Origin of the sequence: Hymenobacter nitidus, assembly GCF_020447315.1 — a bacterium.
Taxonomy (GTDB): Bacteria; Bacteroidota; Bacteroidia; order Cytophagales; family Hymenobacteraceae; genus Hymenobacter; species Hymenobacter nitidus.
Window position 1 is genome coordinate 89,963 of the sequence record NZ_JAJADQ010000011.1, and the last position, 12,292, is coordinate 102,254.

The window sequence follows — 12,292 nt, forward strand, 5'->3', positions numbered from 1 at the left end:
TAACCCCTTCTTTCGTTTATGAGCCTGCTTGCCTTTATCACCTGGGACGTGTCGCCCATCATTGCCGAAATTGGCCCGCTGACGCTGCGCTGGTACGGGCTGCTGTTCATGTCGGGCTTCGTGTTTGGCACGTTCATTCTCTCGCACATCTACAAGTCGGAGCGGGTGTCGCCGCGTTGGGTCGATGTGATTACCATCTACATGCTGGTGGGCACGGTGGTGGGTGCCCGGTTAGGCCACTGCTTATTTTATGACCCCGAGTATTATCTCACGCCGGAAAACTTCCTGAAGATTTTCAAAATCTGGGAGGGCGGCTTGGCCAGCCACGGCGCCACCATTGGTATTTTGCTGGCCTGCTGGCTGTTTGCTCGCAACAATAAGTTCGATTACCTCTGGGTGCTCGACCGGATTGTAATCGTAGTAGCCCTGGGCGGGGCCATGATTCGGCTGGGCAATCTGATGAACTCCGAGATTGTGGGTGAGCCCACCGATAAACCTTGGGCCTTCGTGTTTGTGCACGATGCTGAACACCTTAAGCCCGTAACCCGGCCCTTGCCTGCTGGCGCGGTGCAGGTAGCCGCCGTGCCTGCCACCAGCGCCGATGGCAGCCCTACGTACCGGTTGCTGGCCAAAGGTACCCCCGTCGCGCCCGACGCGCCGATGGCCGTGCCGCGCCACCCCACCCAGATCTACGAGGCCCTGTTCTGCTTCGTGCTGCTGGCTTTGCTCTACTCCATGTGGAACCGCACCAAAGACCATACGCCGCGCGGCTTGCTGTTCGGCCTGTTTGTGGTGCTGCTATTCACCCAGCGCTTCCTGGGCGAGTTCCTGAAAGAAAACCAAGTGTCGTTTGAAGACAAGCTGCCGCTGAACATGGGCCAGCTTCTAAGCATTCCGCTGATTCTGGCTGGTGTCTGGGTGCTGCTGCGGGCCGGCAAAAATCCGAACAACCCTTACGGCTACGCCCCCCGCGACCTGGAGCCGGAAGAGGAAAACAACAAACCGGTAGCAAAGCTCCGGTAACGCAAAAAGGCCCGATTCAGCTACTGAATCGGGCCTTTTTGCTTGGTGACGGGGTGCTACTGAAGCTTGTATTCGTAGATGTTTCCTTCCTCTGTGCTGATGAACAGCGTGTTGTTATCGTCTTTGTGGAACACGATGCCTTCCGTCTGGCCGGCTCCTTTCAGCGCAATGCGGCGGGGCGTCGCCTTCAGGGCGGCCTCGAAGCTGCTGCCTTCCAGCAGAAACAGCTCCTCGCGGGCCAGCAAGGCAATACGGCGGCCATCGGAGCTAACGTCGGCGCCGGTTACTTCGCCGGTAATGCTGATGCGGGTCAGCAGCTGAGCCTTCTGGGTGCCGGGCTGGTCGGAGAGGGTATAGACCTTACTGGTTTGGCCCGCGCCCCGGTCTTTGGTGAACAGGTATACCTTGCCCGCGTGCCAGAGCGACGCTTCACAGTCGAAGTTGCGCTCCTTCTTGCTCGGTGGAAAGGCTTTCTGGTCGGCGTAGGTGAAGGCCGTTTTGCTCAGGTCCTGGGAGTTGGGGTTCAGGCGGTACACCACCAGGTCGCGGCGGCTGTTGTCGTTATTACCCGCATCCACCACAAACAGGTTGCCCTTATCATCCTGGGCCAGGCTTTCCCAGTCCACGTTGGAAAACGGCAGCGTTGCTTTGCTCAGCAGGCGGCCCGTCATGTCGATTTTGTAGAGTACCGGCTCATTGCCCGCGTCGGCGTGGGTGTAGAAGGTCCCGGCCGTTTCAGCGCGGGCCAGGCCCGAGCTTTCCGGCACGCCCCCGTTCAGGGAGCCTACACGTCGTAACCCGGGCACGGCGCCGTCAATCAGGCTGTTTTCCAGGCTTTCCTGTTTGTCCTTCTTCTTGCCGCCTTTGCCTTTTTTCTCGTCGCTCTGGGCTTCGGAGCAGCTAGTGGCAAACAGACAGGCAGCCAGGGTGGTACTGAGCAAAATAACGCGCATACAAAGCAAAGCTAAAGCTGAAAAAAAGCCTTTGCCGCACGGGCAAAGGCACTGAAAGGAAATAGGCTATACGGGAGCGGCAGCGGTTAAGGTACAGGGTCGTAGCCGTGGCCGCCCCAGGGGTGGCAGCGGCCGATGCGGCGCAGGGCCAGCCAGCCGCCCCGCCACGGTCCGTGTTTCTGCACGGCCTGGGCCGCGTAGGCCGAGCAGGTAGGCTGGTAGCGGCAGCTGGGTGGCGTAAGCGGCGAAATCAGGTGGCGGTACACCCAGATCAGGCCCAGAAGCAGCTGGCGAAACAGGTAGGACATACGGAAGGCTGGAAAAGCAAGGTGGGAGGACGAGTTGGCGGGAAGGGCAGGAGAAGAACCGGAAAGGCTTTTTGTAAGTTTGACCTGACAAACGCCGGCCTGGTTGCCGGGGTGCCTTTCTCCAATTCCCCACTCCATTCCCCACCTATGCGTACTAAACTCTGGGCCAAGCTGTTGCTGCTGGCTCTGCTGGTGCCCGCCGCCGCCCGCGCCGACGAAGGTATGTGGCTGCCGCTGTTTGTGAAGCGTCTGAACCACGCCGACATGCAGAAAAAAGGCCTCAAGCTCACGGCCGAAGAAATTTACGACGTCAACAATGCCAGCCTGAAAGATGCCATTGTGCAGCTCGGCGGCTTTTGCACCGGCGAGTTTGTGAGCAGCCAGGGCCTGATGCTGACCAACCACCACTGCGGCTACGACGCCATTCAAAGCCACAGCACCCCGGAAAACAACATCCTGGAAAAAGGTTTTTTCGCCGCTAACAAGGGTGAGGAAAAAACCAATCCGGGTTTGTTCGTGGATATTCTGGTGCGCATGGAAGACGTGACGGGCAAGGTGCTAGACGGCATTACCCCTCAGACGTCGGAAGTGGAGCGCAGCGTCCTAATTCAGCAGCGCCAGACCGAACTAGCCAACGCGGCCAAGGAAAACGGCCAGTACGTGGCCTACGTGCGCGACTTTTTCGCCGGCAACGAGTACTACATGTTCGTCTACCAGCGCTTCGGCGACGTGCGCCTGGTAGGGGCCCCGCCGGAAGCCATTGGCAAGTTTGGCGGCGACACCGACAACTGGATGTGGCCCCGCCACACCGGCGACTTCTCGATGTTCCGGGTGTATGCCGACAAAAACAACAAGCCCACCGCCGGCCCCCAGGCCGACAACGTGCCCTACGTGCCCAAAAAGCACCTGCCCGTGAGCCTGCAGGGTGTGAACGAAGGTGACTTTGCCATGGTGTTCGGGTTTCCGGGCCGCACGCAGCGGTTTCTGCCTGCCGCCGGCCTGCAGCTGACCCTCGACCAAACCAACCCGGCCCGCATCAAGCTGCGCGACACCCGCCTCAAAATCTGGAAGGAAGACTCCGATGCCAGCCCGGCTATTCGCCTGAAATACGCCTCGAAATACGCCAGTATTGCCAACTACTGGAAGTACTTTATCGGCCAGAACGAGGGTATGAAGCGCCTGAAAACCGTAGACCAGAAAAAGGCCGAGGAAGCCTCCCTGATGCAGTGGATTGCGGCCGACGCCTCGCGCGGGCAAAGCTACGGCTCGGCCCTGAACGACATCAACCAGGCCTACGCCGGCCTGCGCGACTACAACCTGAGCGTCGTGTACGTGAGTGAAGCGGCCAACGGCACCGAAATTGTGGCCTTTGCCGGCCGCATGGCCCCGCTCTACGCCCTGCTCAAAGACCCCAAAGCCGATAAGGCCGCCATTCAGCAAGCGGTAGCCGCGCTGCGCGGTTCGGTGGAAGAGCACTTCAAGGACTACAATGCCCCGACCGACAAAAAGGTATTTGCGGCCCTGATGCAAATGTATTCTGCCGACGTGCCCAAAGCCCAGCAGCCCGACGTGTTCCAGACGGTCAGCAAGCAGTACGGCGGCTCGATGCAGAAGTACGCCGACTACGTGTTTGCCAACTCCTTCCTGGCGTCGAAAGCAAAGACGGAGGCTTTCCTAGCCGCGCCCACCTTGGCTAAGCTGGAAAACGACCCGGGCTTCAAAACCTGGAACTCGGTGCAGCGCAACTACAGCCAGAATATTCTGCCCAGAGTGCAGGGCTACCAGGCCACGCTGGCCCGCGCCAACCGCGCCTACGTAGCCGCGCTGCGCGCCAAGAACACCGACAAAGTGTATTCGCCCGACGCCAACTCGACGCTGCGCCTGAGCTACGGCTCGGTGCGCGACTATTCGCCCCGCGACGCGGTAGACTACAAGTTCTACACCACCGCCCAGGGCATTCTGGACAAGGAAGACAATACCAACCCCGAGTTCGTGGTGCCTAAAAAGGAGAGTGAGCTGCTGCGGGCCAAGGACTACGGCCGCTTCGCCGACAAGGACGGCACCCTGCACGTGGCCTTCACCACCGACAACGACATTACCGGCGGCAATTCCGGCTCTCCCGTCATCAACGGCCGCGGCGAGCTGGTCGGCATTGCCTTCGACGGCAACTGGGAAGCCATGACCGGCGACCTGGCCTACGACAAAGACCTGAAGCGTTGCATCAACGTGGATATTCGCTATGTGCTCTGGTGCGTGGAGAAGCTCGGCGGCGGCAAGGCCATCGTGGATGAAATGACCCTGGTCAACAATGGTCCGAACCCCGGCGTGGCCCCCCAGGCCAACGGCAGCGCCCTGCTCAACCAGCTCGGCGACGCGGACAAGCTGAAGGTGAAGGCGGACGAGGACAGCCGCAAAGTCAAGGTGAAAAAGAAAAAAGGCAAGGAAAAAGAAGCGGCGGAAGCGGGCATGTAAGCTCGTTGGTCGTTTCTTAATGCCCACAAGGCCCCGGTGCATCGTGCGCCGGGGCCTTTTTGCTGCCCGCCCGAAAATAGCCGGACCGGCATGGCTCATTTTTCCGGAACATTCGGGTACTTAGGGAGCGGAAAAACGTCTTCCAACCCGCGGCGCCAGCCTATGCCAAAAATCTACTTTTCACTGAGTGTCTTCCTGTTGATTTCTTCCCTGGCCGTAGCCCAGGGCAACGGCCCCGGTATCCGCGGGGCGCGGGCGGCCGCGCTGGGCAATGCTTCCGTTACGCTATCCGACGTATGGTCTGTCGGCAACAACGTGGCGGGCCTGGGGCAGGTAACCAGCCCGGCAGTGGGCTTCTACGCCGAAAACCGCTACCTGAGCCGCGCCCTGAATACGGCCGTGCTGGCCGCCGCGCTGCCTGTTGGCGCCACTACCAACGGCAAGGCTACGCGCGGCGTGGTAGGCTTCGAGGCCCAGCGCTTCGGCGACAAGCTCTACTCCGAGCAGCGCATCGGGGCCGGCTACGGCTACCGGGGCAGCCTGGTAAGCGTGGGCGCCCGCCTCGACGTGCTCCAGGTCAGCATTGAGGGGCTGGGCAGCAAACGGGCCGTGGCCGTGTCGCTTGGCGGGCAGGCCGAAGTGGTGCCCAACCGGCTGATTTTTGGGGCCTACCTCTACAACCTGAACCAAGCCCGGCTGGCCGAATATGAGCAGGAGCGGGTGCCCACCGTGCTGAAGGCCGGCCTCTCATTCCGGCCCACCGATAAGGTGATGCTGAACGCGGAAACCGAGAAGGACGTGGACCAGGCCGCCGACTTCAAGGCCGGGGTTGAGTACCAGGTGATTGAGGCGTTGGCCGTGCGCGCGGGCTTTTCCACGCTCAGCCGCCAGACCACCGGGGGCGTGGGCCTGCGGGCTGGGCAGTTCCGCATCGACTACGCCGCCGCTTGGCACATGGCCCTGGGGCTGAGCCAGCACCTGGCCATCGGCCTGCAGCTAAACCGCGCCGCGAAATGAAACGGCCCTTCCTTTCACTCGTCGTGCTGGCGGCGCTGCTGGCCGCTCGTCCGGCCCTGGCCCAGGAATACGTGCGCCCGTCCGCCGACCTCGACCGGCTGGTGCAAGAGCTGTTTGCCGAAATTCAGAGTGACCAGGTGCCGTATGAGGACCTCTACGAAACCCTGCTGCTCTATTACCAAACGCCGCTGAACCTGAACACGGCCACCCGCGAGGAGCTGCGGGCCCTGCTGTTGCTCTCCGAAACCCAGATTTCGGGGCTGCTCGAGCACCGCCAAACCCAGGGCAACCTCATCAGCCTCTATGAGCTGCAAAGCGTGGAAGGCTTCGATCTGCGCACTATCTACCGGGTGTCGCCTTTTATTTCGGTGCAAAGCAGCACCGGCAACGCCGCCCGCGGGCCCCTCTGGAAACGTATTGCCCAGGAAGAAAACAATGCCCTGTTTGTGCGCTACGAGCGGGTGCTGCAGGACCGCCAGGGCTACGCCGCCCCCGATACTACCAGCACCGGCCGACCCGCCAGCCGCTACCTGGGCTCCCCCGATAAGCTGCTTGTGCGCTACCGCGTCAGCCACCAGCGCGACTTCAGCCTGGGCATTACGGCCGAAAAAGACGCCGGTGAGCCGCTGGTCTGGAGTCCGGGTACGCGCCGCTACGGCGCCGACTTTTACTCCGGCCACTTTGTGCTGCAGGAGCGGGGCCGCCTCAAAACCCTGGCCTTGGGTGACTATCAGCTGCAGTTCGGGCAGGGCCTGCTGCTTTCCTCGGGCCTGCAGGTGGGCAAGGGAGCTGAAACCATTACCACCATCCGGCGCAGTAGTCTGGGGGTGCGACCTTATTCGTCGGTGCTGGAAAGCACGTTTTTTCGGGGCGCGGCGGCCACGTTCAACCTCACCGCTACGTTGCGGGCCACGGCTTTCGTGTCGCGCAAGCGCGTGGATGCCAACGTGCAGACGGCCGCCGATTCTCTGGCCGAGTTCGACGAGTTTTCGTCGGGCTTTCTGATAACGGGCTTTCACCGCACGGCCAACGAGCTGGCCAACCGCCAGGCCCTGCGCGAAACCATCGGGGGCGGAAATCTGAGCTACACCAGCCGCAGCGGCAACTTCAACGCCGGCCTCACGGCCGTCAACACGTACTTCGACAAGCCCCTGCAGCGGCGGCCGGAGCTTTACAACGCTTTCGAGTTTCGGGGGCGGCAGAATCTGGCCGTGGGCGCGCACTACAGCTACGTGATTCGCAACATCATGCTGTTTGGCGAAACGGCCCGCTCCAGCAGCGGCGGCATCGGCACCGTAAATGGCATGCTGGCCAGCCTGGCGCCCAACGTGGACGTGTCGTTGCTCTACCGCAACTACGCCCGCGACTTTCACACGTTTTATGGCAATGCCCTGAGCGAAAACACGCGCAACATTAACGAAAAGGGTTTGTACGTGGGGCTGAAAGTGCGGCCCGTGTCGCGCTGGGAGGTGTCGGCCTATTACGACCAGTTCAGCTTTCCGTGGCTCAAGTTCCAGGCCGGCACGCCCACCCAGGGGCGCGACTGGCTGCTGCGCGTGGCTTACTCGCCCTCCAAAACCAGCCTGCTCTACGCCCAGATTCGCACGCGCGACAAAGAATACGACATTGCCAGCCCGAGCAACCTGCCCCAGACGGCACCCACGCAGCGGCGCAGCCTGCTGCTGTTCTACGACACCAGCCCCACGCTCATTCTCAGTTTGCGCACCCGCCTGCAGGGCACACATTACAGCGAAGATGACGGCCCCCGCAGCACGGGCTACGTGCTGGCCCAGGACGCTTCCGTCAAAATCGGGCGCCACCTGCAGCTCAGTGGCCGCTACGCCCTCTTCGATACCGACGACTTCGATACCCGCCAGTACGTGTTTGAGCAGGACGTGCTCTACGCCTTTTCGGTGCCGGCCCTGAGCGGGCAGGGCACCCGGGCCTACGCCATTGCCGAGGTGAAATGCACCAAGCACCTGACCCTGTGGCTGCGCTACGCCGAAACTCACTACCGTCACCAGAACACCGTGGGCTCGGGGCTGGAAGAAGTACAGGGCCCGCGTCGCTCGGAGGTGAAAGTGCAGGCCCGCTACCGGTTTTAAAAGTTCTTTAACCGTTTTTCAAGCTACGGTAAACAACAAAAAGGGCGGCTCCTCATTGAGGAGCCGCCCTTTTCAGGCTTCAGACGGTGCGGACTACTGCTTCATCAGGCGCTGAACCGACGTACCCTCGGGCATATCGATGTGCAGCTGATAGATGCCGGTGCTGAGCTTGCTCAGATCCAGGTCGTACTGTAGCAGCGCCGCGCCCTTGGTCAGGGTGTGGGTGGCTACCGTGCGGCCCATGGCGTCGGTTACGCGCAGCGTCATGGTGCCGCGCTGGGCGTTGTCCACGTTCACCTTGAAGATGCCCGAGCTAGGGTTCGGATACACCTGGATGCCTTTCAGCTGCGTGGTGCTCTTGTTGCCCAGTACGTTGGACTCGTTGGTGTAGTCGGAAGCGCCAACTGTGTTAACCGAGCGCACGCGGTAGAAGTAGCGGCCATTCACGGCCACCTGGTCTTCGTAATACGTGTTGGGGGCGGCTACCGTCGCGATGCGCTGGAAGTTGGTGTTGGTCTGGAAAGAGCGCTCCACTTCGTAGGAAGTAGCATTCGACGATGCATCGGCTGCCCATAGCACGTCTACTTTGCCGGTGCCGTTGCTGAACGTGTTATACAGCGTCTGCAGGGAGAAAGGAGCGGGGGGCACAGCACCCAGGGTGCACAGCTCCAGGCTCCACGAGCGTAGGGTGCCACCGTTGGACGCGTTGTTATCGTCAATCGTCAGCTTCCATTCTCCGGTTACTCCTTTGGCCGACTCATTGAGCAAATCTGCCAGGCGGCCTACGGGGCGCACCGTAGCCCCGGTGCTCAGCGGGCAGCTGATAGCGGCAGTGGCCGCATCATCGAAGTTCAGCAGAATATCGGCCGTGCCGGGGCAGGCATTGGCTACCAGTACCACCGAGCGGCCCTGTGGGTTGGTCAGCGTCAGCGTCAGCTCGCCCGTATTCGGGTGCGTCAACGACAGGTTCCGGATTTTGATGTCCGATACAATTTCCGACGTCGTCACGAACAGGCTGGAAGTCACGGTGCGGGTGGCGCCGGCCGGAATGGCGCGGGGCACCTGGGTCGAGGCTATCGTCTGGCAGACGGCAACCCCGGTCTGGAACTGCGTGGCCGCCGAGAAAGGCGCCGTGCCGCAGGGGCTGGTGCCGCGTACGCGCCAGAAATAGGTGGTGTTGGGCTGCAGCGAAATGCTGGGCGTGTAGCTCGTGGTCGAGCCCGCTACGGCGGTCAGGGGCAAAACCGGGTTAGTGAAGGCTGCGTTGGTCGCTACCTCGATTTCGTAGCCGGTAGCGTTGGGCACGGCCGTCCAGGTAAAGCGGGGCCGCAGGGTCGACTTGCTCGTGGCCGCGGGTGTAATGGTATTGGCCGTCTGCGAAGCCAGCGGGCTGACCGTAACCAGGAACTGCTGCTGCTGGGTGAGGCTGCCGCTGGTACCCACCAGGTTAATCAGGTAGGTGCCCGAGGGAGTAGCCGCCGTCGTCGAAATGGTAGCCTGCGTCGAGCCGCCAGCGTTTACGCTGGTGTTGGTGTAGCTAACCGTCATGCCCGCGGGCAGGTTGGCTGCCGACAGCGCCACGGCGCCCGTGAAGCCCTGGAGCTGGCCTACGGCCACGCTCAGGGTGGTGGAGGTGCCGGGGCAGATGGCGGGAGCATCACCCGAAGCCGTGGTCGGCGTCAGGAAGAAGGTCGGAGCCGTGGGAGCCTGAATGGCGAAGTCGCTATTCGAGATATCGAAGAAGATATTGCCCGAAGCCTGCACTTTGATGCGGGCCGCCGCGGTGTTGCCCACGTTGGCGGGCACCGTTATCTGCTGCTTGCCGTCGTTGGGCGTGTTAGCCAGCAATACCGTGGGGAAAGTGCGGCCACCGTCGGTGGACAGCATAATGTCCACGTTGGCTGCGCTGATAGGAGCTGCCGTGGTGTTGGCTACGTCCCAGGTTACCTGCTGGGGCGTGCCCGCCAGCCAGCGCAGCGGGGTCGAAAGGGCCGCGTTGGGGAAGGTTACCAGGAAGGGGCCGGCCGTCGGCACCACTACCACGTTCATCGAGTCGTAGTCGACGCCACCACCGCCCACGCGGTTGTCGCGGGCCACGAGGCGGAAAATCAGCCGCCGACCGTAGGTAGGCAGGACTTCACCAATCGTGTCGGTGTTGGTAATCAGGTTGTAGATCTTGGGGAAGGTGCGCGAGGGCGAGGGCGTCGGGGCGAAAAACCGGAAAATCGGGGCGTCGCCGACCGGAATAGCCGGGTCGCCGGTAGGGCCCAGGTTGTACTGCTCCCACGAGTAGGTCAGTGGGTCGCTGTTGGGGTCGGTGGCCGCGCCAGTGAGCGTGAAGGGCGTGCGTACCGGAATGCGGTAGTTCGTACCAGCGTTGACCACCGGGGGCAGGTTGTTGGTGGCCGTCACCACGCCGCAGTTGCCGGCACCCGTGATGTGGTTTACAATCTGGTCGAAGCTGCGCGAGTGGAAATAGGGCAGGCTGTTATCGGCCAAGTCCTGGACGCCGCAAATACCGGCGTAGGCCATAATGCTCGTGCCGCTGCCGGGCTCATAGGCCGATACGGCCGAGAGGTTGTTGCCTGCGCAGTTGCCGGTATTGCTGTTGAAGGTATGATCGGCACCGAACTGGTGGCCGATTTCGTGGGCTACGAAGTCGATGTCGAAGGCGTCGCCCACTGGGTTCGGTAGGCCGGTTACGCCGCGGGCCTTGCCCTGGCTGAAGCTGGCGTTGGTCGGCAGACACACCGAAGGCTTCTGGGCTACCCCACCATTGGTAGTGCTGAAGGCGTGCCCGATGTCATAGTTGGCTTCCCCGATAATGGTGGAAACGGTCCGCTGGTTCTGGTTCAGCATGGCCGAGGCACTCGTGTTATCGAAGGGGTCGGTGGTGGGGTCCAGGTAAATCAGCTGGTCCGTATTGGCGATGAGCACCAGACGAACGGCCAGCTCCTTCTCATACACGCCGCTCACGCGGTTCACCGACGTGACGATGGCGGCCAACGCACTTTCCTTGGTGCCGCCTTGCCGGGCCGTATACTCGGCCGAGCACGACATCGCCAAACGGTAGGTGCGCAGCTGGGTGCCGTTGGGCTGCCGCTGAAACACCGTAGGTTCCGTCAGGCCCACTGCTTTCTGCTCGTCGGTGGTCTGGCAAATGAAGTTCGACGCCAGGTTCATGGCCTGCCGGTTGAACACCAGGTAGTTCTCCGTATTGCCTTTGGCGGCGGGGTCGATGTAGACCATCCGACCGTTGCTGCCCAGAATCAGGGCGTGGAAGCCGGCCGGCGTGAGGTCCAGGCGCGCGATGGCCGCCGGATCATCGATGCCCTGGGCTTCGTAGGTTTTGATGGAGGGATATTTGGCCGCCAGGGCCGGGTGCATCACGGGCACTTCCGCCACACGGAAACGCTGGGAGCTGCCATCAGGCATGGGCAACGACAGCACCGTGGGTGAGCCCTTAGCCCCGGCGCCTTTGGCGGCGGGTGCTTTCTGGAGCACGTCGCGCACGGCGGTCATCTGGAAGGAAACCGGCCGGTATTGCCGCAGGGCGGCAGTGGTTTGCCGGGCGGCGGCGGGTACTTGGCTATCGTCGGCCCAGAGGACACGCTGAGCAGCCGCCTGGTGCGGGGCGCCCACCGCCGCCAGCAGCAAACCGCCCAGAAGGGCCGGCCGCCACGTGCGCCACGAGTTCGTAAAGGTTGGAGTCATAAACAGAATCAGGAAAAATGAAAGAAAGTCAGGAGGTAGTTAAGAGGGCCTAAGATACTAATTTTCACCGGCGACCCAGCGGGCATTTCGCCGGTTTTGCCGTCGAGGAAAGCGCCGCCCCGGTTCTAGCGGCCCGCCTCAAAGCCTTGTTTGCTGCCGGCGGGCAGGTTGGCCTTGTCGAAACAGAGGTAATGCCGGGTGTCGCCGGGGCGGTAGGGCTCGATAAACAAAGTGCGGCCGTTGCGAATCAGCATGGCCCGCACACCGGTCGGGGTTATTTCCAGGCGTGCGCCGTTGGCGGGGTTGGCGGTTTGCTGCCCGGCGTAGGTGCGCAGATTGGGGTAGCGCGCGGCCAGCTCGGGGGCCATGATGCCGGTCGTACGCATCTGGTAGGCTTCCAGCGTGCCGTCGGGCAGGGGCAGCAGCACCCAGGGCCCGGTTTGGGCCTCCGTCGCTGTTGCCAATACCTTTTGCAGGCCCGGCAGATCGAGCCGGAAAACCCGGTAGGCCGTGGGCCGCAGCCGGGGCTGGCCCAGGCGCTTGGCCTGAGATGCGGCTACCGGCTGCCAGAAGCTGGGCAGCGCGGGTTTTTTTGGTGGCTGCGCCTGCGCCCGTGCCAGGGCAAAGCTGCCGGCTACAACAGTGGCGGCGTACAGCGGCAGAAGCGTGAGGCGCATATGATAGAAGGGCGAAGCAAACA

The 12,292-nt window shown here is 62.2% G+C and carries 8 protein-coding genes; 4 read left to right on the forward strand and 4 right to left on the reverse strand.

Annotated elements, in window-relative coordinates:
• Window positions 1-18: 18 nt before the first annotated feature.
• Entirely contained in the window at window positions 19-1,023 is a 1,005-nt protein-coding gene (gene lgt, locus LGH70_RS18935; protein ID WP_226188910.1) for a prolipoprotein diacylglyceryl transferase, read from the forward strand.
• A gap of 56 nt (window positions 1,024-1,079) precedes the next feature.
• Here the strand turns inward: lgt and LGH70_RS18940 are convergent, their stop codons facing one another.
• Both LGH70_RS18940 and yidD read right to left on the reverse strand, forming a co-directional pair.
• Window positions 1,080-1,976, reverse strand: coding sequence for a hypothetical protein (locus LGH70_RS18940; RefSeq protein WP_226188913.1), 897 nt, complete (start codon window positions 1,974-1,976; stop codon window positions 1,080-1,082).
• A gap of 86 nt (window positions 1,977-2,062) precedes the next feature.
• Window positions 2,063-2,284, reverse strand: a complete 222-nt coding sequence (yidD, locus tag LGH70_RS18945) for a membrane protein insertion efficiency factor YidD (protein ID WP_226188916.1) — start codon at window positions 2,282-2,284, stop codon at window positions 2,063-2,065.
• Window positions 2,285-2,431: 147 nt separating this feature from the next.
• Between yidD and LGH70_RS18950 the strand changes: the two genes are divergently transcribed.
• From LGH70_RS18950 to LGH70_RS18960, 3 genes are all read left to right on the forward strand, one after another.
• Entirely contained in the window at window positions 2,432-4,756 is a 2,325-nt protein-coding gene (locus LGH70_RS18950) for a S46 family peptidase (RefSeq protein ID WP_226188919.1), read from the forward strand.
• A gap of 162 nt (window positions 4,757-4,918) precedes the next feature.
• Window positions 4,919-5,773 carry a PorV/PorQ family protein gene (locus tag LGH70_RS18955; protein WP_226188922.1) on the forward strand — a complete coding sequence of 285 codons (855 nt, stop codon included), beginning with the start codon at window positions 4,919-4,921 and terminating at the stop codon, window positions 5,771-5,773.
• A complete protein-coding gene (locus LGH70_RS18960) occupies window positions 5,770-7,878 on the forward strand; it encodes a ComEA family DNA-binding protein (RefSeq protein WP_226188925.1) in 2,109 nt (702 codons plus the stop codon). Before LGH70_RS18955 ends, LGH70_RS18960 begins: the two co-directional genes overlap by 4 nt.
• A 93-nt stretch (window positions 7,879-7,971) precedes the next feature.
• On the opposite strand, the gene LGH70_RS18965 is transcribed toward LGH70_RS18960, so the two are convergent.
• Window positions 7,972-11,592: a reprolysin-like metallopeptidase gene (locus LGH70_RS18965; RefSeq protein ID WP_226188928.1), complete on the reverse strand. Its 3,621-nt coding sequence runs from the start codon at window positions 11,590-11,592 to the stop codon at window positions 7,972-7,974.
• A 125-nt stretch (window positions 11,593-11,717) separates the two neighbouring features.
• Window positions 11,718-12,269 (reverse strand): hypothetical protein, encoded by a 552-nt coding sequence (locus LGH70_RS18970; RefSeq protein WP_226188931.1) that lies wholly within the window; start codon window positions 12,267-12,269, stop codon window positions 11,718-11,720.
• Window positions 12,270-12,292 lie beyond the last annotated feature (23 nt).